The 25,823-nt window shown below is 70.0% G+C and carries 14 protein-coding genes; 8 read left to right on the forward strand and 6 right to left on the reverse strand.

Annotation, left to right across the window (positions count from 1 at the left end):
* Window positions 1-480: 480 nt before the first annotated feature.
* The 4 genes from ACIPFH_RS02100 (at window position 481) to ACIPFH_RS02115 (ending at window position 5,726) form a co-directional block, all read left to right on the forward strand.
* Complete coding sequence (locus tag ACIPFH_RS02100) at window positions 481-1,596, forward strand: DegT/DnrJ/EryC1/StrS family aminotransferase (protein ID WP_401822167.1); 1,116 nt, start codon at window positions 481-483, stop codon at window positions 1,594-1,596.
* On the forward strand, window positions 1,593-2,618 hold the full coding sequence (locus tag ACIPFH_RS02105; protein ID WP_401822169.1) for a Gfo/Idh/MocA family protein: 1,026 nt from the start codon (window positions 1,593-1,595) through the stop codon (window positions 2,616-2,618). The genes ACIPFH_RS02100 and ACIPFH_RS02105 overlap by 4 nt, the downstream gene beginning before the upstream one ends.
* Window positions 2,619-2,726: 108 nt before the next feature.
* The gene (locus ACIPFH_RS02110; protein WP_401822170.1) at window positions 2,727-4,433 is read left to right on the forward strand and encodes a glycosyltransferase family 2 protein; all 1,707 of its coding nucleotides are present in this window, start codon (window positions 2,727-2,729) and stop codon (window positions 4,431-4,433) included.
* 9 nt (window positions 4,434-4,442) lie between these two features.
* On the forward strand, window positions 4,443-5,726 hold the full coding sequence (locus ACIPFH_RS02115) for a nucleotide sugar dehydrogenase (RefSeq protein ID WP_356249067.1): 1,284 nt from the start codon (window positions 4,443-4,445) through the stop codon (window positions 5,724-5,726).
* A gap of 103 nt (window positions 5,727-5,829) precedes the next feature.
* On the opposite strand, the gene ACIPFH_RS02120 is transcribed toward ACIPFH_RS02115, so the two are convergent.
* The 4 genes from ACIPFH_RS02120 to wecB all read right to left on the reverse strand — a co-directional run bounded on the left by ACIPFH_RS02120 (window position 5,830) and on the right by wecB (window position 11,138).
* On the reverse strand, window positions 5,830-6,954 hold the full coding sequence (locus ACIPFH_RS02120) for an acyltransferase family protein (protein WP_401822171.1): 1,125 nt from the start codon (window positions 6,952-6,954) through the stop codon (window positions 5,830-5,832).
* Between the two features lie 12 nt (window positions 6,955-6,966).
* Window positions 6,967-8,631, reverse strand: a complete 1,665-nt coding sequence (locus ACIPFH_RS02125; RefSeq protein WP_401822172.1) for a hypothetical protein — start codon at window positions 8,629-8,631, stop codon at window positions 6,967-6,969.
* Window positions 8,628-9,950, reverse strand: a complete 1,323-nt coding sequence (locus ACIPFH_RS02130) for a glycosyltransferase (protein ID WP_356249061.1) — start codon at window positions 9,948-9,950, stop codon at window positions 8,628-8,630. The genes ACIPFH_RS02125 and ACIPFH_RS02130 overlap by 4 nt, the downstream gene beginning before the upstream one ends.
* A 111-nt stretch (window positions 9,951-10,061) precedes the next feature.
* Window positions 10,062-11,138, reverse strand: coding sequence for a non-hydrolyzing UDP-N-acetylglucosamine 2-epimerase (gene wecB / locus ACIPFH_RS02135; protein WP_356249059.1), 1,077 nt, complete (start codon window positions 11,136-11,138; stop codon window positions 10,062-10,064).
* A gap of 525 nt (window positions 11,139-11,663) precedes the next feature.
* On the opposite strand from wecB, the gene ACIPFH_RS02140 reads away from it, so the two are divergent.
* Window positions 11,664-13,034: a glycosyltransferase family 4 protein gene (locus ACIPFH_RS02140; protein ID WP_401822174.1), complete on the forward strand. Its 1,371-nt coding sequence runs from the start codon at window positions 11,664-11,666 to the stop codon at window positions 13,032-13,034.
* A 148-nt stretch (window positions 13,035-13,182) separates the two neighbouring features.
* Window positions 13,183-15,324: a glycosyltransferase gene (locus tag ACIPFH_RS02145; protein WP_401822176.1), complete on the forward strand. Its 2,142-nt coding sequence runs from the start codon at window positions 13,183-13,185 to the stop codon at window positions 15,322-15,324.
* An 87-nt stretch (window positions 15,325-15,411) separates the two neighbouring features.
* Here ACIPFH_RS02145 and ACIPFH_RS02150 read toward each other — a convergent pair whose 3' ends face one another.
* Complete coding sequence (locus tag ACIPFH_RS02150; RefSeq protein ID WP_401822177.1) at window positions 15,412-16,017, reverse strand: acyltransferase; 606 nt, start codon at window positions 16,015-16,017, stop codon at window positions 15,412-15,414.
* A 141-nt stretch (window positions 16,018-16,158) separates the two neighbouring features.
* Window positions 16,159-17,916, reverse strand: coding sequence for a D-glucuronyl C5-epimerase family protein (locus ACIPFH_RS02155; RefSeq protein WP_401822178.1), 1,758 nt, complete (start codon window positions 17,914-17,916; stop codon window positions 16,159-16,161).
* A gap of 424 nt (window positions 17,917-18,340) precedes the next feature.
* Between ACIPFH_RS02155 and ACIPFH_RS02160 the strand changes: the two genes are divergently transcribed.
* Window positions 18,341-18,541 carry a hypothetical protein gene (locus tag ACIPFH_RS02160; RefSeq protein ID WP_401822179.1) on the forward strand — a complete coding sequence of 67 codons (201 nt, stop codon included), beginning with the start codon at window positions 18,341-18,343 and terminating at the stop codon, window positions 18,539-18,541.
* Window positions 18,542-18,773: 232 nt separating this feature from the next.
* A complete protein-coding gene (locus ACIPFH_RS02165) occupies window positions 18,774-25,775 on the forward strand; it encodes a polymorphic toxin-type HINT domain-containing protein (protein ID WP_401822180.1) in 7,002 nt (2,333 codons plus the stop codon).
* Window positions 25,776-25,823: the final 48 nt, after the last annotated feature.

The raw sequence follows: 25,823 nt of genomic DNA on the forward strand, positions 1-25,823 counted from the left end.
CCCGCCCCCCCCCCCGCCGCCCCCCCCGCGCCGCCCCCCCCCCCGCCGGGCCGGCCCCCCCCCCCCCCCCGGGCCCCCCGCGCCCGGTCAGCGCCTCCCGTGTCTCGCGTCGCGGTGCGTCCAACGCCGGGTTACTCTGTGCTCGCTTGTGACGGAGCGCACCCGCTCCGTGAGTTTCACTGTGGTAACCCTAGGGAAAATCGCTGTGCGCGTGCTGGTAACGTGCTTCGTGGTCCCGGTGGCCAAAGACATGCACACCGTGACCACAGCCGATGAGCACAACCGGTCTTCCGACCGGACGCGGCTGACTTCCCGCAAGGAGCCCTCGGGGGGGCGGGGTCCTGTGTACAACCCGTCCGCCCCGTTCACAGGCATCGGCGGACAACCAGGGATGCGGCCGTGCTGAGCATCGACACGGTCCCTTCCCGACCATGCATGACGTGGTGCGCCTTAGAGGTCGCCGTAGAGGAGGGGATGTCGATGACCGACGCCCATGAGTTCATACCGGCCGCCAAGCCTGTGATCGCCGAGGAGGAGATCGAGGCTGCCGTGCGCGTGCTGCGCAGCGGCATGGTCGTCCAGGGGCCCGAGGTGGCCGCCTTCGAGGAGGAGTTCTCGGAGCTGGTCGACGGACGCCACTGCGTCGCGGTCAACTCCGGTACCTCCGCGCTGCACCTGTCGCTCCTCGCCCTGGGTCTCGGCCCGGGCGACGAGGTCATCGTGCCGTCGTTCTCCTTCGCCGCCTCCGCCAACGCGGTGCGGCTGGTGGGCGCCGACGTAGTCTTCGCGGACATCGACCCGGAGACGTTCTGCCTGGACCCGGCCGCGGTCGAGGCGGCCCTGTCGCCGCGCACCGCCGCGATCATGCCCGTACACCTGTACGGTCACCCGGCCGCCATGGACAAGATCATGGCGATCGCCGAGCAGCACGGGCTCGCCGTGATCGAGGACGCCTGCCAGGCCCACGCGGCCGCGCTGCACGGCACCCCGGTCGGCGCTTTCGGTGCCGCGGGCACGTTCAGCTTCTACCCGACGAAGAACATGCACAGCCTCGAGGGCGGCATGATCTCCACCGGGGACGCGGCGACCGCCCGTACCCTGCGCCTGCTGCGCAACCAGGGCATGGAGACGCGTTACGCCAACGAGATCGTCGGCGCCAACGTGCGGATGACGGACGTCTCGGCCGCCATCGGCCGCGTCCAGCGCCGCAAGCTGGACGGCTGGACCGAGCAGCGCATCGCCAACGCCGCGTACCTCACCGAGCACATCACCGCGCCGAACGTGATCACGCCGAAGGTCGCCGAGGGCGCACGGCACATCTACCACCAGTACACGGTGCGCATCCAGGGTGACCGCGACGCCGCGATGGCCAAGCTGACCGAGGCCCGCATCGGCAACGCCGTGTACTACCCGACGCCCATCCACCGGCTGAAGCCGTACTGGGAGCCGGACCAGAAGGCGGGTCGTGACTGGGACCTGCCCGAGACGGACCGCGCGGCCGCCCAGGTCGTGTCCCTGCCCGTGCACCCGGCCCTGTCCACGCAGGACCTGGAGCGCATCGTCACCGCCGTCAATGCTCTGGGGGAGCAGCTGTGAGCACCGGGAAGTCGCTGCGAGCGGGTCTCGTCGGCCTCGGTTCCATGGGGCGTCACCACGCCCGTGTCCTGTCGGGTCTGGACGGCGTCGAACTCGTCGCCGTCGTCGACCCGATGGGCGACAAGTTCGGCGCCGCCCAGGGCGCGCCGATACTGAACACCGTCGAGGAGCTCATCGCCCTCGGCGTGGACTACGCCGTCGTGGCCTGTCCCACGCACCTGCACGAGGAGGTCGGTCTGGCGCTCGCCGCGGCCGGCGTCTGCGCGCTGATCGAGAAGCCGGTCGCGGAGAGCGTGGACGGCGCCCGTCGTCTCGTCGAGGCGTTCGAGTCGCGCGGCCTGGTGGCCGGTGTCGGTCACATCGAGCGCTGCAACCCGGCGCTGATGTCGCTGCGCGCGCGTCTGGAGGCCGGTGAGCTCGGTGACGTCTACCAGGTCGTCACCCGCCGCCAGGGCCCGTTCCCGCACCGCATCGCGGACGTCGGCGTGGTCAAGGACCTCGCGACGCACGACATCGACCTCACCGGCTGGGTGACCGGCCGTCAGTACGTGTCCATCGCCGCGCACACCGTCTCCAAGAGCGGCCGTGAGCACGAGGACATGGTCTCCGCGGTGGGCCGGCTCGACGACGGCACCATGGTCAACCACCTGGTGAACTGGCTGAGCCCGCTCAAGGAGCGGTTCACCTCGGTCACCGGTGAGCGCGGCTGCTTCATCGCCGACACCCTCACCGCCGACCTGACGTTCCACTCCAACGCCGCCGTGACCACCGAGTGGGAGGCTCTCCGGGCGTTCCGCGGTGTGTCCGAGGGCGACATGATCCGGTACGCCATCCCGAAGCGCGAGCCGCTGCAGGTCGAGCACGAGCTGTTCCGGGACGCGGTGCTCGGCAAGCCGGCCGACATCTGCACCCTGCGCCAGGGCATGCGCACCGTCGAGGTGGCGGCGGCGCTGCTGGAATCGGCCACGAGCAACACCAGCGTTACCCTTCCGGTGGAGGACCTGGCCGTCCATGGCAGCTGAGCATCACACATCGGGGGAACGGTGCGTGCTCGGTAGGACTCCTATGTTCTGTGAGACTTTCCCCGCAGGACCCAGCCGCGCCGGCTGGCGGAGACCAGGAGCCCGAGAATGAGTGCTGCGCCTGACGTCAGCGTCGTCGTCGCGGTCTACAACACGATGCCGTACCTGACGGAGTGCCTGAACTCCCTGGTCCAGCAGAGCATCGGACGAGAGCGGCTGGAGATCGTCGCTGTCGATGACGGTTCCACCGATGACAGCGGCCGCGAACTCGACCGGTTCGCGGCGCTGTACCCGGACACCGTCAAGGTGATCCACCAGCCGAACTCCGGTGGCCCGGCGGCGCCCAGCAACCGGGCGCTGGATGTGGCCACCGGCCGGTACGTGTACTTCATAGGCTCCGACGACCACCTCGGTGAGGAAGCGCTGGAGCGGATGGTGCGGTGTGCCGACAAGTACGAGTCGGACGTCGTCGTCGGCAAGATGGTCGGCACCAACGGCCGTTATGTGCACCAGGCGCTCTACAAGAAGAGCGACCCGGACATCAGCCTGTACGACTCGGCGCTGCCGTTCACCCTGGCGAACACCAAGCTGTTCCGGCGGGAACTGGTCGAGAAGTACAAGCTGCGCTTCCCCGAGCACCTGCCGGTGGGCAGTGACCAGCCGTTCACCATCGAGGCCTGTGTGCGTGCGCGCAAGATCTCGGTGGTGGCGGACTACACGTGCTACTTCGCGGTCAAGCGGGGTGACGCCAGCAACATCACCTACCGCGCCGACCACCTGGCGCGGCTGCGGGCCACGGCCGAGATCATGGACTTCACGGCCGGTCTCGTCGAGGCGGGTTCCGACCGGGACGCGCTGCTGCGCCGGCACTTCACCTGGGAGCTCGCCAAGCTCGTCCAGGACGACTTCCCCGGCCTGGACCGCGAACTGCAACGGCAGATCTGCGCGGGCATCGCGCGGCTCGCCGACGTCTACTTCACCGACGGCATCCGCGACGCGATGGACGTCAAGCGCCGGGTGCGCATCGCGCTGGCGCAGGCCGGCGCGATCGACGAACTGGCCGAGGCGATCAGCTCGGAGCAGGAGCACGGGGCGCCCCCGTTCGTCATCGAGGCCGAACGCGCCTACGCCCGCTACCCCGGCTTCCGCGACCCGCGCATCGGCCTGTCCGACCGGGTCTACGAGCTGGTCGGGGAGTCGGTCCCGGGCCGGCTCGCCCAGGGGACCGAGTTGCTGGCCTCCGCCTGGGAGCAGCAGGGCGAGGCCCTCACCTACACGCTGTCCGTGCGGGTGCCGGTCCTCGGCGACGTCGACGGCACGGTGCTGCGGCTCGTCAAGGGCGCCATGCCCAAGTCGGCGGACAAGCCCGGCGCGCGCCGGCTGAAGGCGGACCACGTCCTGCCCGCGCCGGTGGGCGAGATGACGGTGGAGCCCGCCGGGGACGGCCGGGCCACCGTGCTGCACGCCCGCGTGCCGCTGGAGTACGTCACCGCCAAGCGCGGTGTGCGGGTATACCTGTATGTCGGCGGTTCGACGTACGAGGTCCCGGTGCGGGGCAGGGACCTGCCCATGCCGCTGGCCCGCCAGTGGGGCCGGGAGGGGGACCCCTACCGGGCGTCGGCCCTGGTGAACGACAAGGGGCGGGTCGTGATCGACACGGCCCGGATGCACCCGCCGCAGAGGGAACTGATCCTCCGGGCGCTGGCAGCTCCCGCCCGGAAGCTGAAGTCCCTGGCCGTCCGCGTGAAGTCGGTCGGTGTCAGAAAGTTGAAGTCCGCCGGTTTCAAGAAGCCGACCGGTTCCAAAAGGAAGTAGCGACCCTCCATGAACATCTGTGTAGTAGCACTCGGCAAGATCGGCCTCCCGCTGGCCGTGCAGTTCGCCTCCAAGGGCCACCGGGTCATCGGCGCGGACGTCAACGAGAAGGTCGTCGAGCTGGTCAACGCCGGCGTCGAGCCGTTCCCCGGCGAGCACGACCTCGACGTCAAGCTGAAGCAGGCCGTCGACGCCGGTCTGCTGAGCGCGACCACGGACACCGCGTCCGCCGTCGCCGAGTCCGAGGCCGTCGTCGTGGTCGTCCCGCTGTTCGTGGACGCCGAGGGCACCCCGGACTTCGGCTGGATGGACTCCGCGACGAAGGCGATCGCGCAGGGCCTCAAGCCCGGCACGCTGGTCTCGTACGAGACGACCCTCCCGGTCGGCACCACCCGCACCCGCTGGGCGCCGATGCTGGCCGAGGGCTCGGGCCTGACCGCGGGCGAGGACTTCCACCTGGTGTTCTCCCCGGAGCGCGTCCTCACCGGCCGTGTCTTCTCCGACCTGCGCCGCTACCCGAAGCTGGTCGGCGGCATCGACGAGGCGTCGGCCGCCCGCGGTGTCGAGTTCTACGAGGCCGTCCTCGACTTCGACGCCCGCGACGACCTGCCCCAGCCGAACGGCGTGTGGGACCTGGGCACCGCCGAGGCCTCCGAGCTGGCCAAGCTCGCCGAGACGACCTACCGGGACGTCAACATCGGCCTGGCGAACCAGTTCGCGCGCTTCGCCGACAGCAACGGCATCGACGTCAAGAAGGTCATCGAGGCCTGCAACTCGCAGCCCTACAGCCACATCCACCAGCCGGGCATCGCCGTCGGCGGTCACTGCATCCCGATCTACCCGCGGATGTACCTGTGGAACGACCCGGCGGCGACCGTCGTGCGCTCGGCCCGTGAGGCGAACGCCGCGATGCCCGACTACGCCGTCGACCTGCTGGCCGCCGCCTACGGCGACCTGACCGGCGTCAACGTGCTGGTGCTGGGCGCCGCCTACCGCGGTGGCGTGAAGGAGACGGCCTTCTCGGGCGTCTTCCCGACCGTCGAGGCCCTCAAGGCGCGCGGCGCGGTCCCGTTCGTGTCCGACCCGATGTACACCGACGAGGAGCTCGTCGCGCACGGCCTCACCCCGCACGCGGGTGAGAAGGTCACCGCGGCGGTCCTGCAGGCCGACCACGCCGAGTACCGCACGCTGACCCCGGCCGACCTGCCGGACGTCACCGTCCTGGTCGACGGTCGCCGTACGACGGACCCGGAGGCCTGGAAGGGCGTCCGCCGCGTCGTCATCGGCGGCTGAGCGCCACCCGCACAGCAGCCGAACAGCGGGTAGCCGCACAGCAGAGGACTCGGGCCCTGCCTCGTACACCACGAGGCAGGGCCCGAGCCGTTCCGCGACGGGACTACTGTGCGCCCACGGTCGGCCGGGTGTCGGGCCGGCGGGGGACGGAAGGGCCGGCGCGGCGCAGCCGCCGTTCGGCCGGGTGCTCCACCCAGTGGTAGGCGGCGCCCGCGGCGGCCAGGCTGACCACCAGCACGCCCGCCCAGAACAGAAGCGTCTGCGCGCCAGGGGCGGGCTTGCCCCACTCGAAGACGGCCGCGCGGATCACGATCTCGTGGATGAGGTACCAGGCGAACGACCAGTGCCCCAGTCGGATCATCCAGGCCCCGCCGAGTCCGGTGCGCCTGCCGTCCAGGTCGGCGCGGGCGGCGGCGCAGATCAGGGCCGCGAAGATCGGTGCCGAGAGCCACTGCGAGGCGGTGTAGGGGCTGTACCAGAGGGCGTCCGGGACGGCGTGCGACCACGGGATCAGGGCCAGGTGCCAGCCGACGACGAGCCCCACGGCCGCCCACAGGGGCACGGGCGGCCGCCAGCCGCGCTTGAGCGCGAGACCGGCCACGACGCCCAGCACGAACTGCAGGGCGCGGGTCAGCGGCAGGTAGTCCAGCGCCCAGCTGCGGGTGGTGGGCGAGAGGCCCGACAGGGCAGGCCACAGGACCAGGGCGGCGCAGGTGACCGCGAGGGCCGTCCAGAGCCAGACCCGGGCGCGGCGGCCCGAGAGCATCGCCAGCAGGGCGGGGAAGATCAGATAGAAGAAGGCCTCGTCACTGAGCGACCAGGCCGCCGGGTTGCCCCCGGTGAACATCACCGGCTGCGGGAACCAGGCGTGCACCACCAGCAGAGTCGCGGCCACCGCCTTGAGCGACACGGCGTGGTCCATGACGCTCCACACGGCGACCGACAGCGCGACGCTGACGGCGAGCAGCGGCCAGATCCTGGCGAAGCGCCGCCACAGGAAGACCCTGGTGGGCACGTGCGCGCCCTCGTACGTCCAGGCGAGGACCACACCCGACAGGACGAAGAAGAACGTCACACCGCTACGGCCGTACCAGACCGTCTCGCTGAGGTACGGGACGGTGCCGACCTGGCGGGAGAGGTGGTACAGAACGACCAGCAGAGCCGCCCAGAAGCGGAGCCCGGTCAGCGACGGAAGCCGGTCGCGACCGGGCCCGGGTACGGAGGTCAATGGAGATCCTTGTCAGGAAAGCAGGAGGCGGTCGAACTCCTCACGGACGACCGGCCAGTCCCATGCTGCCACCGCGTGCGCGGACGCCGCCTGTCCGGCCTTCCGCCAGGTCTCGGCGGTCGCCGTCACCTTCAGGATCCGCTCGGCGGCCTCCTGCGGCGAGGCGACGACCCAGTCGGCGGGGAACAGCGTGCGGGCGCCGTTGGCCTTGCCCGCGAAGAACGGCCAGTCGCGGCCCACCGGCACGGCCCCGCTCGCGGCGCCCTCGACGAACCCGCAGTGGAAGCTCTCCCGCACGGAGGAGCTGAGGATCACACCGACGTCGGTCAGCGCGGCGGGGACGTCGTCCAGCTGGCCCAGCCTGCGGACGGCGCCCGAGGGCTCCAGCTCGGCCAGGTCGCCCCGGTAGAGCCGGGCGTAGGCGCGCGCCGCCGCACTGAGCTTGGCGTCGACGTCCTCGCCGATCAGCAGGAGCCGGTACCGGGGGTCCTCGGCGCGCAGGATCCGCAGGACCTCGATCGCCCAGCGGGGGTCCTTGGCCACCGACGAGATCCCCGTCACCCCGAGGGTGAAGCGGGCGTCGTCCGACTTGTGACGCACCTGGCCCGCCAGGTCCATGGCGTTGGCGATGACGTGCAGCCGGGGCGCCCGCTGCTTCTGAGCGGGCGTCAGCTGGGGCACCACCGCGACCGTCAGATCCCGCAGATGGGCGCCGACGAACACCAGGTCGTCGACGCGGGAGAAGTCGACCAGGAACGGCCAGAGACTGAAGGTCTCGGCGCTGTGCAGACGCACGACGATCCGCGTGGTGCCGGGATCCACCGAGGTCAGCAGCGCGGCCGGGCCGACACACCAGTCGACGAAGACGGTGTCCGCCCAGTCCAGGTGGGGGCGCAGGAGCTCCTCGGCCTGTCGGCCGAACTCCTGGTCGTCGCCCAGGCGGTGGGCCGCGAGCCGGGTGAGAGAGGTGGCCAGCTTGTCGAGCTCGGGCTCATCCCCCAGGTCCAGGGACCGGACCTCGACACCGGGGTGCGCCCGGTAGTGGTCGCGGATCTGCCGGAGGAAGTTCGCGTTGCCCCGGGTGACGAACAGCAGGCGCAGCGGCCGGTCGGCCGGCGGGGCGGCGGGCTCGGCGGCGCGGCCCGCTCCCTCGGTCAGCGCCCGGACGGCCGTGCTGCCGCGCAGTTCGGCCAGGTAGGCGTCGGGGTCCTTGGCGAGCGGTGACGTGGTCCGGTCGAAGTGCAGCACCCGGTGGAAGGCCAGCTGGAGCGCCCGGACCACGGAAGCGGCGGCCGCCGTGCCGTCGCCTCCGGCCAACTGGGCGTCACCGTAGGCGAGTTCGGCGGAGACGGCGGCCGTCAGGGCGCGTGGGGCCCGGCCGCGTGCCAGTTCCAGACGAGCGGCGTCGCCGAGCAGGTCGGCCCGGTGCCGCGCGCTGGTCGTACGGCGGGCGGCCGAACTCAGGGTGAGGACCGCGCCCTCGGGCCGGTTGGCCTTGTCCAGGCCGTCCCGCACGCGCTGGGCGATACGGAAGCGCAGCGAGTCGGACAGACCCGGAGCCGACACCACGAACCGCCAGGCACGTGCACCCGCCCCGGTCCGCAGCACCCTCGGATCCAGAGCACGACGGGCGACCGCTCCGGGCAGCCGCCGAACCCCCCGTTTGTCCGTCGTCATGCCCGCGGGCTCCCCGCGAGCGCCGGACGGACGGCATCGCTCAGCTGCTCGGCCGCGGGGGCCATCAGCAGGCCGCGGGTGAACCGGGCCGCGTGGGCGCGCGCCTCGGCACGCTGCTCGGAAGTCGTCTCCACGGCCATCCGGGCCGCCTTGACGAACGAATCGGCGATGCCCTCCGCGTCGAGGCCGCAGGCCCCGGTCCACAGGGGGTGCCCCGCCAGCACGGCGGAGGCGTCGTGGTCCACCTCGTGGGCGGAGACCACCGGCAGCCCGGAGGCCATGAACTCGTACACCTTGCCCGAGGTGACGAAGCGGCCGCCGACGAGCATCAGGACCAGCGCGTCCCAGCGGCCGTAGGTCGGTCCGACCTCCGCCTTGGGCACCGGGCCGCCGAACAGCACACCGTCGGGCTCGGCCTGCCGGATGAGCGTCATGTGGGCGTTGGCCTCGCGGCTGGCGCCCGCGCCGATGTGCCCGCGGATCTCGAACCGGGACCGGGCGACCAGCGGGTCGCGCTCCCGAGCCGCCCGCCAGCCGTCCAGGACGGTGGCGAGGAACGCCGGCTTGAAGTTCACCGAGCCCAGGTAACCGAAGGTCAGGCCCTTCTCCGGGTCCGCCTGGCCGTGCACCTCCGGGACGCTGTCCGGGTCGAATCCGTTGCGCACCACGTGGACGCGCTCGGCGAGCTGCGGGTAGCGCTCCCGGTAGAAGTCCGCGATCGGGTCGTTGACGCACCAGATCGCGACGGCGTCCGACAGGACGCGCTCCTCCCACTCGCCCGCGACGGAGTCACGGGTGAACGCCTCGCCACCGCCGATGACGTCGACCGACCAGCCGTCACGGAAGTCGATCGCGTAGGGGACCTTGTGCGTCTCCCACAGCTTCCAGGCGGCGGCCAGGTTGACGTACGGCGCGCAGCTCGCCAGCAGCAGGTCGGCCGGGAACTCGCGGTGGATGTCCACGACACCCTGCTCCAGGGCCGAACGCCAGCCGCCGAACACCGGCTCCGGGAAGTGCTCCAGGTGGCGGTCCCGCTCCCGCTGCATCCAGCGGATCGGGTTCAGCGCCCGGTCCTCGGTGAACAGCCGGATGTCGGTCTCCAGGTCCTCGCGGGCCAGCGGCAGTTCGACGATCCGCACCCGCGGGTCCACCGGGTCGGAGAGCGTGTGGTCGAGACCGTACTCACGCTCCCAGGACTCCTCCGCGATGGTGAGGACGGTCACGTCCCAGCCGAGTTCGACGAACTTGTTCGCCGTCTCACGCATCCGGTACGCACAGCTCTTGGCCGCCGGCGGGAAGCCGATGGCCAGGTAGATCATGTGCGGACGGACTCCGTCGGGTCGCGGGCCCGTCGTCCGGGGGCGCTTGATCACGTTTCGCAAGGGGTGCTCCGAGAGACTGATGGAACGGTGACGAGAGCGGCGGCGGGATCAGGCCTCGACGATGGCCCTGACCGCGCGCACGGCGGCGTTCCCGTCACCGTACGGCGTACCGCGCGGGGTCTCGGGCGCCGGACGGGTGGCGAGCTCGGTGAAGCCGGGGGTCTCGTGCGGGTCGGGCACGAGGTGGTTCCAGCCGTCCTCGAGGGTCTCGACCCACTCGGTCTCCGGGCGCACGGTGGTGCAGGCGCGGCCCAGCAGGAAGGCCTCCTTCTGGAGACCACCCGAATCGGTGACCACGCCGGCGGAGCCGAGGACGGCGCCCACGAGACCGGCGTAGGGAAGGGGACGGCCGACCCGCACCGCGCCCTGGTTCAGCTCGATGCCGTGCTGCTCGGCGCGGGCCACCAGACGCGGGTGGGCCAGCAGCGCCACCGGGACGGGCAGGGCGGCCAGCGAGCCGATGATGGCGGCGAGCCGCTCCGGGTCGTCGGTGTTGTCCGGGCGGTGCAGCGTCGACACCAGGTAGGGGGCGTCGGCGTCGATGCCCTCGGGCAGCGCCGGGCGGGGGTGCTCACCGGCGAGCACGGCGTCGCGGATGCGCAGGCACACGTCGACCATGACGTCGCCGACGAGGGTGGAGCGGTGCGCCAGGCCCTCGTTCGAGAGGTGGCGCATGGCCTCCTCGGTCGGCGCGAGCAGCAGGTCGGCGGCGTGGTCGGTGAGGACGCGGTTGTGCTCCTCCGGCATCCGCCGGTTGAAGGAGCGCAGGCCGGCCTCGAGGTGGGCGACGCGGTAGTGCAGCTTCACCGCGGAGAGCGCGCCGGCGACGGTCGAGTTCGTGTCGCCGTACACCAGCACCCAGTCGGGCTTCTCCGTCTCCAGCACCTTGTCCATGGCGGCGAGGACCGCGCCGGTCTGCTCACCGTGGCCGCCGGAGCCGACACCGAGGTGCACGTCGGGGTCCGGGATGCCCAGACCGGAGAAGAAGACATCGGAGAGGTCCGCGTCGTAGTGCTGGCCCGTGTGCACGATGACGTGCTCGTGGGGGGTGTCGGAGAAAGCCGCCGCGATGGGCGCGAGCTTGACCAACTGGGGGCGTGCGCCCACGACACTGATGACCTTCACGTGCGCTGCTCCTACCGAATAAAACGTATGGACGGCCGAACCCAGATCATACGGGCGCGCCGGGTACCGCCGTCGCGGCCCGGCGACAGCCCTGCAACGGCCCTGCAACGGCGCGGCCGGTGCCGCGGGGCGGCTCTTCACTGACGGTATGCTTCGGTGGGCCGGGTTATCGGGTTATGCAGCCGTGCCGTCAGCGCCCCAGTGCACTGCGCGAGACGCCCGCTTTGGACGGAAACTGGTGTGCGGGCCCGAACATCCTTGCGGGCTCCTGCAACGTGCCAGAAGCTTCAGATTCAGGAAAGGCACACATACATGGAGCTCGACAGCACCGACGGGCAGAGAAGGCCGAGAGCGGCCTCCCGAGGCCGAATTGTGATGCTGGTCGACAACGGTGTCCGAAATGACTCGCGTGTCCAGAAGTCGGCTCGATCTGCCGCCGAAGCCGGGTGGGAGGTCGTTCTTTTCGGAATTTCACCCGCTCCCGAGATCCAGACCTGGAACATCGGTGAGGCCGAGGTCCGTCTGGTGCCCAAGCCGAGCCCGCTCGGCCCCAGCCGGCAGGACAGGCACGGCCTGCGCTGGCGCAGCCCGCTCGCGTACCGCTCGCCCCAGATCGCCAAGTACCGCAAGCAGCAGGTGAAGGCCTGGCGCGCGGATCTCCGGTTCCGGGCCGCCGCGGCCAAGGCCGGCGGCCCCGGCCGTCCGAGCGCCAGTGGCGCGGCCGCCCGTCTGGTCGTGCCCAAGGCCGCCGCGAAGGCGACGAGCCAGTGGGTGTCCCTGCGTTCGCGCCTGACGCACCGCGCCAAGCGCAAGCGCTCCACGTTCGACACGCCGCTCGACAAGCTCCAGATCAAGTTCTGGCAGCTCACCATGGGGCAGCGTGCCTGGCGTCGGCTGCTTCCGTACCTGTGGGACTTCGAGCTGGCCTTCGGCCCGCACATCGACGAACTCAAGCCCGACCTGATCCACGCGCACGACTTCCGCATGCTGGGCGTGGCCGCCCGGTCCGCCGTCCGTCTGCGGGCCGCGGGGCACCCGGTCAAGCTGGTCTGGGACGCGCACGAGTTCGTGCCCGGTCTGCACTCCCACCACGACCGCTGGATCCCGGGTCACGTGGCCTGGGAGAAGGAGCACGCGGTCTTCGCCGACGCGGCGATCACCGTCTCGCCCTCGCTCGCCGAGCTGCTGGTCAAGGGACACAAGCTCCAGGAGACGCCCTACGTCGTCCTGAACGCCCCGGTGATGCGCCCGGCCCCCGACGAGGTGGCCGACGTGGACCCGGTCCCCGACCTGCGGGAGCTGTGCGGCGTCGACGCGGACACCCCGCTGCTGGCGTACTGCGGTGGCATCAACCCGGTGCGCGGCGTGGAGACCATCATCGAGGGTCTGACGCGGATGCCGGACGTGCATGTCGCACTCGTCTCCCTGCCGCCGTCGGGCAAGCACTTCCCCGCCACCAAGAAGATCATCGAGTTGATCGAGGAGCTGGGCGTGGGCGACCGTGCCCACATCCTGCCCTTCGTGCCGCACTGGCAGGTGCCCGAGTTCCTGTCCACGGCGGACGCGGCGGTCAGCCCGCTGCACCACCTGCCCAACCACGAACTGGCCCTGAGCAACAAGTTCTTCGAGTACTCCCAGGCCCGGCTGCCGCTGGTGGTCAGTGACATCCGCACCATGGCCGAGATGGTCGAGAAGACCGGTCAGGGCGAGATCTTCAAGGCGCAGGACGTCGAGGACTACGTACGCGCCGTCAAGGCCGTCCTCGCCAACCCGGAGCGCTACAAGGCCGCCTACGACGACCCGGGGCTGCTCGAGAAGTGGACCTGGGAGGCCCAGGCCGTGGTCCTGGACCAGATCTACAGCCGGCTGCTGCCCGGCGACGGGAAGGCCGTGTGACGGGACGGCTGTGACCCACGGCGTGGGGGGGGGGGGGGGGGGGGGGGGGGGGGCCGCCCGCCCCCCCCCCGCCCCCCCCCCCCCCCCCCCCCCCACGTCCACAGCACGACCCCCGCACGGACGCAGAACAGGTGGAGGACCTCCTCGCATGACCCACGTACTTCTGGTCGCCGGTACGGCGCCGACGCTCTCGATGCTGAAAGCCGCCGTCGAACAGTTCAGGGCCGCGGGAGCGACCGTGCGGCTGGCCGGTTACTTCGATCGCGAAGCGGTTGACGGCGTCCTCGACGCCGCCGACGTGTGCTCGCTGACCGAGGCGGCCGCCGAGCGGGGCGACGTCTTCGCCAAGCGCGTCGCGAAGCTGCCGCCCGCCCGCAGGACCTGGGCGAGCGCGGAACGCAACCGGTGGGTCCTGCGTGACGCGCGCCGGACGCAGGTCCTGGTCGCCCTGGACGCGAACGCCGTGTACACCGTCTGGCGGCTCGCCGAGCGCAACCGGCGGGCCGACGCGGTCTTCGGTGTCGCACCCGGCCTTCGGGCCCTCCAGGCGCGCGGCGAGCGTCCGGTGCAGTACGCGCTGCGCGACGCCGTCCGTACCGTCCCCTCGCCCACCGTCACCCTGCGCTCCACCAAGCGCGGTGTCCGCCGCAGTGCCGGTGCCGTGCTGCGCCGGGCGTCGTCGCCCGCCGTGATGCGCACCGCGATCGGCGCCAAGGCCTGGCGGACCGCGGTGGTCGCGCCGCGCGTCCCGGACGCGATGCGCGCCAAGCTGGCCCGCCGGGTGAGCCTGAGCATGGCGAAGGGCGGCCGCAGGACCGGCGCCACGCTGGTGCTGGACCAGGCCGCCGAGCGGATCGGCAACCGCAAGCTCAGCGCCGCCCTGCTCGCGGACGCCGCCCGCGCCGACCTGGCCCGTGGTCACGACAACCCGAAGCTGCGCAACAAGGCCATCGGGGCCGCGCTGAACCTCGCGGACCAGCGGTTCAAGAAGAAGGACCTCGCGGCCGCCGCCGACCAGCTCTCCACGGCGTTCGCCCTCGCCTTCAACCGGGGTCTGCACTTCGACGGGGTCTCCTCGCCGATGGCCGACGACCCCGACGCCTACCTCGCGGTCTTCCGCAAGAACGCCGCGTTCAAGGCGCTGTCCGCGCCGCGCGGCCGCGCCCTCCCGGCCGCGCCGGCCCCGACCGGACGCCCGCTGCGGCTGCTGGTCACGACGTACGCCAACGCCGCCTTCCTCAAGGCGATCCGGGACCGCTACGAGAACCACCCCGAGGTCGAGATCCGCTATCTCGACGTCAACGAGGACGAGACGCTGCGGCCGCTGGTCCGTGGCATCAAGCGGATCATGGAGCACGCGCTGGGCGGCCAGCCGGCCTTCCACGACAAGGTCGAGGAGGCGCTGCGCCCCCATCTCGACTGGGCGGACACCGTATTCGTCGACTGGTGCACCAACGCCGCCGCGCTCTTCACCGCCGTCGACCCCGGCACCACACGGATGGTCATACGGCTGCACAGCTACGAGGCCTTCGCGTTCTGGCCGCATCTCGTGGACTTCACGCGGGTCGACGACCTGATCCTGGTCAGCGACCATCTGCGCGAGGTGGTGGAGAAGGTCCTGCCGCAGCTGGCCGGACCCGACACCGCCACGACGCACGTCGTCCCCAACGCCATGGACCTGCTGCCCTTCAACCGGGAGAAGACCGACCCGGACGCCCGCTTCCACCTCGGTCTGGTCGGCGTCAGCGCCGTGGCCAAGGACCCGCGCTGGGCGGTGCAGGTGCTGCGGCTGCTGCGCGAGAAGGACGAGCGCTACCGCCTGGTCGTCATCGGCGAGGGCCTGCCCCGCAAGGCGGGAGCCGCCGTCCGCGCCTACGACGACCTGCTCCAGGCGGACCTGGAGGAGCTGGAGGCGGCCGGCGCCGTACACCTGGTGGGCCAGACGGACGACGTGCCGGCGGCGCTCACCGAGGTCGGCGTCATCCTGAGCAGCTCGGTCCGCGAGAGCTTCCACTGCGGCCTGGTGGAGGGCACCGTCAGCGGTGCGCTCCCGGTGGTCCGCGACTGGCCGTTCTTCGCCTCGCTGGAGAACGGGCCGCGCACGCTCTTCCCGGCCGACTGGGTCGTCTCGACGCCCGAGGAGGCCGCGGAGCGGATCCTCAAGCTCACGGCCACGGAGGACAGCTGGCGCGCGGCGACGGAGCCCGCGGCGAAGCACGCGCTGACGATGTGGGACTGGTCGGTGGTGAGCCGCGAGTTCGACCGGCTGCTGCTGGGCAAGGAAGCGTAGTCAAAAAGGGTTCGGCCGCGTCCCGTTGGACGCGGCCGAACCCTTCTTCCGCTTCTGAAATGAGGGAGGGACGACTGGACCAGGGGACTAGCCCGCGGTCCGCTCCGCCAGCACGCCGTCCTTCTCGTCGTACAGCTCACCGGTCTGCGGGCACTCCCACACATCGGCCTCGCCCGCGCGCGCGACCAGCTTGACGCCGGTCTTGCCGACCCAGCCGACCTGCCGCGCGGGGACACCGACGACCAGACCGAAGTCCGGCACGTCCTTGGTGACGACGGCGCCGGCGGCGACCATGGCCCAGCGGCCGATGGTGATCGGCGCGACGCACACGGCGCGGGCGCCGATGGACGCCCCGTCGGCGATCTTCACGCCGACGGCCTCCCAGTCGCCGCCCCGCTTCTGCTTGCCGTCCGGGTCCACGGAACGCGGGTTGTGGTCGTTGGTGAGGACCACGGCGGGGCCGATGAAGACACCGTCGCCGAGTTCGGCCGGCTCGTAGACGAGCGCGTAGTTCTGCAGCTTGCAGTTGTCGCCCATGTGGACGCCGGAACCGACGTACGCGCCACGGCCGATGACGCAGCCCGCACCGAGGCGCGCGCCCTCGCGGATCTGCGCGAGGTCCCAGACGCTGCTGCCGTCGCCGATCTCGGCACTGTCGTCGACCTGCGCGCTGGGCTGGACCCTGTAGTTCACTTCTGCTGCCTTCCGGTGTGTGGCTTCGGTTGGCGAGCATACGGGGCCGGGCGGACGACGTTCACGCGCGGGCCGCGGGCCGGGCGGCCCCGCGCCGGCCCGCGCGTGGACGCGGCGGACGGCGCGGCCGCCGCCCGTCTGCTATCCGTCCGTCAGGACCGGCCCGTTCGGCACCCAGTACCCGGTCAGCCCGCCCGCGGTGATCCGCAGCATGGGCCGGCCGTTGACGATGGCCCGCTGGTCGAAGGGGGCCTTGGAGCTGTTGGCGAACTTCACCGTCTTCGTGGTGCCGGTCTTGCCGTCGCTGCCGAACTTGATGCAGGTGATCGAGACGTTCGCCGGGAACGTGGCGGTGCGCTGCGGGCGGAAGGTGGTGGGCAGGTGCACCCCGCGCAGGAACACCTTCGGGTAGTACTCCCCGACCCAGTAGCCCGCGTACGCGCCGGCGCTGATGCGGTAGTAGATCCCGCGGCCCTCGATGCGGCGGCGGACGTCCACGGGAGCCTGGGTGGCCTTGGAGAAGGTCACCTTCTTGGTCGCCAGCTGGGCGTCCTTCATGGTGGGGGACCAGCCGTAGAGGGGCGCGCCCTGCGTCTTCAGCTTGTACAGCGTGTGCGTACCGGCGGCGAACGCGACGACCGAGCCCGCCGGCAGGTTGGTCTGGGCGTAGGGGTAGTCGTTGATCAGCGTGTCCTGCTGAGCTGCGAAGGTGGGGCTGCCGGTCTGCCAGTGGAGCTGGCGGAACAGGTTGATGTGGTGCTGGTGGTAGCCCTTGGTCGGCACCCGGTGCGTGTTGCAGTAGTACGAGAGCCACTTCGCCTGGCGCAGCCGCGTGAAGTGGTCGCGGATGGTGGTGACCGCTCCGTCGTACATCTTGAGGGCCAGTTCGTTGCCGGTGGCGACGTAGTAGTCCCAGAGGCCGAAGGTGGCGAAGATCATGCCGTTGAAGGTGTAGTCACCGGTGCCGGCCGTGGCGCCCGGGTACTCCTGGATCCACAGGTAGCCGTTCTTGTCCTTGTTGACGACCCACGGCTTGGCGTTGTCCCCGCGCAGCAGCGAGGCGAACGCGCCGTCGGCCGCGGCCCTGTAGAGCGTCTTCTCCTCTTCGGTGACCCCGTCCAGCTGCGTCAGCTGGATGAAGAGGCTGATCGACTCGCCCTGTGCCATGCCCGAGTACCAGGGTGCCTTGTAGGTGACGCCGCTGTGCTCGGGGTGGTACCAGTCGAAGGGATACGGGAAGTACCAGGCCCCGCGTGTCTCCACGCGCTTGTCGATGAGCCGCTTCGCCTGCGCCTTGGCGCGCGTGAGGAAGAGCGCCTTGCGGGTGGGGTCGGTCGCGGTGCGGTAGCTCGAGACGCAGCCGAGCCCGAACTGGATCTGGGTGACGGGCTGGTCGTAGCCCGGCGTGTTGCGGTCCGGCCGGTACTGCACGGCGCCCTCGGCGTCGAGGTACACGTTCTCCGTGTTGGGCGTGACGTTGGACCAGGTGGTGGGCCGGTCGCGCCAGGGCCGCATGTACTCCGGGAGTTCGGTGTCGAGCTTGTAGCCCGAGGTCTTGAACTCGAACGGCAGCGTGGTCGGTACGGTCGTCTCGGCGGGGTCCGGCGTGCCCCCGGTGTAGGGGATCCGAGTGCCCGGACTCGGTGGGCTGAGGACACCGTCACCGAGCTGGTCCGGCAGTTCCGGGACCGGCGGCTGGGTGCTGCCCGGGGCGTCCGGAAGGCTCAGCACGAGGGAGCGCGGCACCCCGTCGAGCAGATCCGGCGAGGGGGAGTCCAGAACTCCCGTGGCCAGCGCGGTGAAGGTTCCCCCACCCACCACCGCGACCCCGGCGACGGAACCGCCGGCGACCCTGATGAACCGCCTGCGCCCCAGCTCGACACGTCTCTTTCCAGGCATGACTTGTCTACCCCCCACGGGTGTTATGGGCCGTACGGAGCCACGATCTTGGCGAAAGTCCCCTGCGGCCCCTGAATCCCCCAACCAGTAAAGAAGTTCAACTGAACGAAGGGGAAAAGCTAATTGGGGCATGTGTGTGCGAGCTGGGGTATTTGGCGACGCCTGCGGGGTTTCTGTGATGAAACTGTGACCATGGGAATGTGATCATGTCGGACATGCATCTCTGGTGAGAAGTAAGAGGTCGGTAAAGGATCTGCACGATCGACCGACTGTACGGGGATGGTGACTTCTGGTGTCCGGGGTGGGGATGGGGCGTTGGCGCGGGGGCGCTGTCGTCGCGACAGCGGCACTTCTCCGGTCAGGCCTGAGCGGGATCGTTTCTGTGTCTCCGGCTTGCGCGGCCGGACGCGTCGGCGGAGTCGACGTGGACGTCCATGGCGACGGAATGGGGGACGCGGCGTTCGCGGATCCTCTGGCAACGCTGTCAGGGGAGGATGCCGAGCGCTGCGAACGTTCCAGCGCTTCTGTCACCGCCACCGACCGGCACTTCTCGGTCGGCGCCCCCGGCGAGTGCACCACGACGGCCGCCTTCGCGCGTGCCGTCCCGGCGGCGGACGCGGCGTGAGCGCGCACAACCGGCCGACCTGCTCGACAAGCCCTTCTCGGCCGGCGACGGCATTCGGTTGATGTCCGGCCCGCCGACGCCTCCTCGTGTGTGACGGACAGTCAAGTTCGGTGTGTACGCGTGCTGTTGGCACACAGACGTAACCCTCCTTCACGGAGGTTCTGCTCATGACGTTCTCCTTCGATCAGGAAGTTGCCGAATGTTTTTCCGTGGCCGCTCACTGAGCCGCCGCATGCCCAGATCGACGGTTGTCGCGACAGTGCTCGGGCTCACGCTCGCGTTGTCCGCGTCGTCGGTTCAGGCATTGGCGCTCGACGAGGGCGATCGGGGCCGCACCAGCCGTCCCGGCGTCCAGGACGACGGGGATCCCGCCAAGGGATCCGACGCGAAAGCGAAGTCCCGCCCCTCCGACCCGGCGCGCAAGGCGGCGGTCAAGGGCCTCGACAAGGCGGTGTGGCCGAAGCAGGGCGGCGCCGAGGTGACCGTCGGCGCGACCGCCGCGACCGAGGCCGGCGGCCTGCCGGTCAAGGTCGGCAAGGCGAAAGCCCCGGCCCCCGCCTCGACCGAGATCACTGGGGAGGCCGGCGCGAAGGGTTCGGCGAAGGGCGAGGCGAAGACGACGACGGCTGCGGACAAGGTCCGCGTCGACGTCCTCGACCCGAAGCGCGCCGAGCAGCTCGGCGCCGGAGTCCTGCTCGACGTGGCGCGGGCCGATGGTGCCGAGGAGGCCGCGAAGGTCCGTCTCACGGTCGACTACTCGGAGTTCGCCGAGGGCTTCGGCGGCTCCTACGCCTCCCGTCTTCAGCTGGTCCAGCTCCCGGCGTGTGCCGCTGTCGCGACTCCGGGCAGCAAGGCGTGCCCGGAGCGGCCGAAGGCGCTGCCGACGGTGAACGACGTGAAGTCGGGCACGGTCTCCGCCGACGTGACGGCCGCCCCGGCTCCCGCCGAGGGCGTCTCCACCATGGCGGCCGACGCGGCCTCTCTGGTGGCGGTCGCCGCCGGCCCTTCCAGTGCGCAGGGCACGTACAAGGCCACTGCCCTTTCCCCGTCATCCAGTTGGAGCGTGGCTCCTTCCTCCGGTGGGTTCAGCTGGAACTACCCGCTGTCCTCGGTGCCGACCCCGGGCGGTCTGACCCCCACCGTGGGTCTCGGCTACTCCTCTCAGTCGGCGGACGGCCGCACCTCGGCGACGAACAACCAGGGTTCGTGGATAGGCGAGGGCTTCTCCTACGACCCCGGTTACATCGAGCGTCGTTACAAGCCCTGTTCCGAGGACGGTCACGACAGCTCGGCCGAGCAGTGCTGGGCGTTCGAGAACGCCACGGTCATGCTCGCCGGGGCGTCCGGTGAACTGGTCAAGGACGACACCACCGGTAAGTGGCACCTGTCGTCCGACGACGGCGCGAAGGTCGAGAAGCTGACGGGCGCAACCAACGGCGACGACGGCAGCGCCGGCGACAAGGGCGAGTACTGGAAGGTCACGACCTCCGACGGCACGGAGTACTCCTTCGGCCTGAACCGTCTGCCGGGCTGGGCGACCGGGAACGAGGAGACCAACTCCACGTGGACGACGCCGGTCTTCGGCGACGACTCGGGTGAGCCCTGCTACAACGCCACGTTCACCAGCGCGTACTGCCAGCAGGCGTGGCGGTGGAGTCTGGACTACGTCAAGGACACCCACGGCAACGTGATGTCCTACTTCTACGACCGCGAGACCAACTACTACGCGCTGAACGGCAAGACGGACGTCAACGGCACCGCGTACCACCGCGGCGGCTACCTGAAGCGCGTCGACTACGGCCAGCAGGACACGAAGGTCTACGCGGCGAAGGCTCCGGCCCGGATCGTCTTCAACACCGCCGAACGCTGCCTGGTGACCTCCGACTTCGACTGCGCGGAGAGCAAGCGCACCAAGGCGAACGCCTCCCACTGGCCGGACGTCCCGGTCGACCAGGAGTGCAAGTCCGCCACCAAGTGCACCTCGCCGGTCCAGACGTTCTTCACGACGAAGCGGCTGACGTCGGTCGTCACGCAGATGCGCAAGGACGCCACGACCTACCAGGACGTGGACGCCTGGAGTTTCACGCACCTGTTCACGGACAACGGCGACGACTCCAAGACGCTGTGGCTGTCGAAGATCGAGCACGAGGGACGGGCCGGCACGGCGGTGAAGCTGCCGTCGGTCGACCTCTTCGGCGAGCAGCTCGCCAACCGGGTGGACGCGATCGGCGACAACATCGCCCCGTTCTACCGCTACCGGCTGTCGATGGTCCTCAGCGACACCGGCGCCCAGCTCGACGTCACCTACGCGCCGACCGACTGTGCGAAGGCCTCGCTGCCGAAGCCGGGCGAGTCGACGAAGCGCTGTTATCCGGTGAAGTGGGCGCCGCCCGGGTACACCGAGCCGATCACGGACTGGTTCCACAAGTACGTCGTGTCGGCGGTCATCGAGACGGACCGCACCGGCGGCAGTGACTCGATGGTCACCCGCTACGACTACCAGGGCGACGCGGCCTGGCGTAAGGCGAAGCCGGACGGCATCACCGACGCCAAGTACCTGACCTGGGGCGGCTGGCAGGGCTACGGCAAGGTCAAGGTCACCAGCGGCAGCTCCGACAAGCAGACCACCCGGGTCGACTACACGTACCTGCAGGGCATGGACGGTGACAAGGACTCGGCCGGCAACGCCCGCTCGGTGACCGTCAAGGACTCCACGGGAGCCGCGTACACGGACTCCGAGGAGTTCACGGGCCACCAGTTGGAGGCGGCCACCTACGACGGTGCCAAGCTGGTCGGCAAGACGATCGACACCCCGTGGAAGTACTACACGGCGACCCAGACCAACAGCTGGGGCACCACCAACGCGGCGATCGTGCGTACGCAGACCGGCCGTGGCTTCAGCCTGAAGTCCGACGGCACCTGGCGCGAGACGAAGTCCACCACGACGTACGACACGGCCAACGCCACCGGCCGCGTGCTGACGGTCGAGGACCTCGGCGACGTCTCCACGGCCAAGGACGACACCTGCACCCGCACCACTTACGCGGACAACGCGGCCAAGAACATCCTGTCGCTGCCCGCCCGCAGTGAGAGTGTGTCGGTCAAGTGCGCCACGACGCCCGACCGCAAGACGCAGGTCCTGGCGGACGAGCGCACCTCCTACGACGGCGGCGCGTTCGCAGCGGCGCCCACCAAGGGCGACGCCACCAAGACCGAACGGCTGACGTCGCACGACGGCACCACGGCCACCTACCAGATCACCGGTGCCACGACCTACGACGACTTCGGCCGTCCGAAGTCCCAGCAGGACGCCAAGCAGTACGGGACGTCCGACGCGACGAAGACCGTCTACACCGAGACCAACGGCCTGCTGACGAAGACGGTCGTCACCAACGCCCTCGGGCACAACACCATCACCGACTACGCCCCCGCCTGGGGTATGTCCAAGGGCCAGACCGACCCGAACGGCCAGCGGACCGAGCTCGCCTACGACGCGCTGGGCCGGCTGACCTCGGTGTGGCTGGCGGACCGGGCGTCGACGCAGACGCCGAGCATCAAGTACTCGTACAACGTCCGCAAGGACAAGGTCACCGCGATCAAGACGGAGAAGATCGAGAACGACGGCTCCTACGGCGCGGAGTACCAGCTCTACGACAGCATGCTGCGGGCCCGCCAGATCCAGACCGAGGGCCCGAGCGGCTCCCGCATGGTCGCCGACACCTGGTACGACGCCACCGGCAACGTCAGGAAGACCAACTCGACCTACAACGCGGACGGCGCGGCCGAGGGCGAGCTGCTGCTGGTGAGCAACGGCCAGGTCAGTGCGCAGAGCCTGCTGGAGTACGACGGCCTGGGCCGGACGACCGCCGAGATCTTCGCGGTCTCGGGTGCCGAGCAGTGGCGTACGAGAACCACCTACGACGGCGAGCTGACGCACGTCGACCCGCCGGTCGGCGGTGTGCCCACGACGTCCGTCACGGACGGGCAGGGCAATGTCTCCGAGATCCGCCACTACCAGGGCGCCTCGCCGGGTGTGGGCGTGCCGTACGACTCGACCAAGTACACGTACAACGTGGCCGGTCTGCTGGAGACGGTCACCGACGCCAAGAACAACGTGTGGCGCTACGAGTACGACCAGCTGGGCCGTAAGAAGAAGTCGATCGACCCCGACGCGGGTACCTCGCGTACCGAGTACGACGAACTGGACCGGCCGGTCGTGTCGTACGACGGCCGCGACAAGAAGACCTCCACGGTCTACGACAAGCTCGGGCGAGTCCTCACGACCTGGCAGGGTGACGCGGGTACCGGCACGAAGCTGAGCGAGACGAAGTACGACAAGGCGGGCTGGCTGGGTCTGGCCTACGGCACGCTGAGCTACGTCTCGCCGACGGAGTACTTCGCCACGGCCGTCCAGTCGATGGACGAGTTCTACCGCCCGCTGCAGACCGCCTACCAGGTCCCGGCCTCACAGGGCGACCTGGCCGGAACGTACGCCTTCACCACCACGTACAACCGGGACGGAACGGTCCAGACCGCCGGCATGCCCGCCATCGGAGACCTTCCGGCGGAGGCGGTGACCTACACGTACGACTCCCTGCAGCGGCCTATGACGATGAAGGGAACCGTTGACTCGTACGTCACCAACACCGTCTACTCCAGGACCAGTCAGCTCCAGCAGCTGGAGCTGTCCACGGGCGGCAGCGGGAAGAAGGTCTGGCAGACCCTCAGCTACGAGAAGGGCACCGACCGGCTGACCCGGTCCCTGGTCGACGTCTACGGCGCGACCGCGCCGGCCAAGGACGCGAACTACTCCTACGACCAGGCGGGCAACGTCCTGTCCATCGCGGACACCGGGAACTCCGCCTCGCCGGACGTGCAGTGCTTCGCCTACGACAGCCGGCAGCGTCTCCAGGACGCCTGGACCCCGTCGGCAACCGCGACGACCGCGGCCGGTTCCGGGACTCGCGGCTCCACCACCCCGGTGGACGGCACCGGCCCCACCGCGTGCACTTCCGCCGCCGGTTCGAGCGCCCTCGGCGGTCCGGCCCCGTACTGGAAGTCGTACGAGACCGACGCCATCGGCAACCGCGTCTCCGAGATCAACCACGACACCACGCTCAACGCGGCGAAGAACATCACGCGCAGCTACGAGTACGGCGGCGCGGGGGCCCTCGGTGACGGACCGCACCAGGTCACCAAGGTCACCGAGCAGACCCCGACCGGGCAGCGGCAGTCGGCGTACGAGTACGACGACTCCGGCAACACCACCAAGCGCACCATCGGCGGCAACGCGCAGGCCCTCCTCTGGAACGACCAGGGCAAGGTCAGCGAGGTCACCGAGGCGAACGGCTCGAAGACCAGCTACGTGTACGACGCCTCCGGCAGTCGTATCGTGCGCAAGGACCCCTCCGGCACGACCGTCTACCTGCCGGGCACCGAGCTGAAGCTGTCGGCCGACGGCACCAAGAAGGAGGCAACCCGCTACTACGAGTACGCCGGCCAGACCGTCGCGGTCCGCACCGCGGCGAAACTGTCCTTCACCGCCGCCGATCACCACGGCACGGGCGAGGTGGCGATCGACTCCGCCACGGGCGTGATCTCCCAGCGGCGCTTCGACCCCTACGGTGTGGAGCGCGGCGAGAAGCTCGGTTCCTGGCCGGGGGAGAAGGGCTATGTCGGCGGCACGATCGACGCCTCGACCGGCCTGACCCACCTTGGGGCGCGGGAGTACGACTCGGCGATCGGCAAGTTCATATCGGTCGACCCGATCATCGACTACACCAGGCCGGACCAGATCAACGGCTACGCGTACGCCGACAACACCCCGGTGACCCTGTCCGACCCGTCGGGACTGGAGAGTTGCTTCCCGGTCTACTGCTCGGCCTACGCGGGCACCTACAAGAAGGAGACCGGCAACAAGGACGTCGACGACGCGCAGTCGGATGCCGACGCGGCCTCCGCCGACGTGGCGTCGGCGCAGGCGCAGCAGTCCTCCGCCAAGCAGCGCATCAAGTCCGCGGGCAAGGCGCTGATCAAGATCGCCCGGGACATCCTGGGCGTGGACGCGGCCCTGGACTGCATCTCCAGCGGCGACATGGGAGCGTGTGGCGAGACCCTGCTCAACATCGCCGGCAGCTTCGCGGGCGGCCTGGCGGGCAAGATCCTCGCCAAGTACGGCGCCCCCTGGAAGTGGGCCAAGGGCCTCAAACTCGTCAAACGTGTCGCTGGGCTGGTCAAGGACCTGATCGGCGGCGCGAAGGGCTACTTCAAGGCGAACAAGGCGCTGGGCAAGGCGAGAGCCGGGCTGACCAAGGCCACGGAGAGGCTGGCGGAGGCCAGGAAGAAGGCCGCGGCCGCGCTCAAGAAGAAGGGCAACGACTCGTGCCCGGCGCCCCACAGTTTCCTACCAGGCACGAGGGTTCTGCTCGCCAACGGCAAGACGAAGCCGATCGAGAAGGTCAGGCTCGGCGACAAGGTCAAGACGACTGACCCGAAGAGTGGTGGAACGACGGTCCGTGAGGTCGTCGGCACGATCGTCACCGAGGACGACAAACACTTCGTCGATCTGACGATCAGGGGTGACTCCGGTAGTGCCGAGGCCCTCGTCTCCACCACAACTCACCCCTTCTGGGTGGACGTGGAGAACAGGTGGATCGACGCCGGCGACCTCAGGCCGGGCATGCGGCTGCACACGGCGGACGGCGAGTCGGTCGAGTTGGAGAGCACGCGCCGTTTCGACGAACGTCAGCGGACGCACGACCTCACGATCAGCGGTATCCACGCGTACTACGTGCACGCTGGCGAGACTCCGCTGCTGGTGCACAACTGCGGTGAGATCGACTATGGCAGCATCGGTGCCGACGAGCGCCGCTCCGGCATTGTGGCGGAGGTTACGCCGCAAATGATCGGGAGTGGGACGAAGGCGACTCGGGGTATCAGGCCGCCGGGCTTCGTGAGCGGTGCCAACGGGGATGCGCGCGGGCATCTCCTTCCGAAGGCCCTCGGTGGATCTGGCACCACGCCGGAGAACATTGTCAGAACCACGGGCGCTATCGACAACGGGGATATGAGAATCTTCGAGGAGGAGATCGCTGAGTACGTCACCAATAGCCGAAATACCATCATGTTCTCATCCACGCCACACTACAGAGCGGGCAGTAACGTACCGTTTGCCATCTCGATGGAAGCCTTCGACGATACCGGTTGGATGATGGCCAGAACATTCTTCCAATAACTGGCCGCTGAACCCTTGAGATGTGTGCGGGCAGCGCCTCTGAGGAGG

It is taken from the genome of Streptomyces sp. NPDC088157 (assembly GCF_044741545.1).
Classification (GTDB): domain Bacteria; phylum Actinomycetota; class Actinomycetes; order Streptomycetales; family Streptomycetaceae; genus Streptomyces.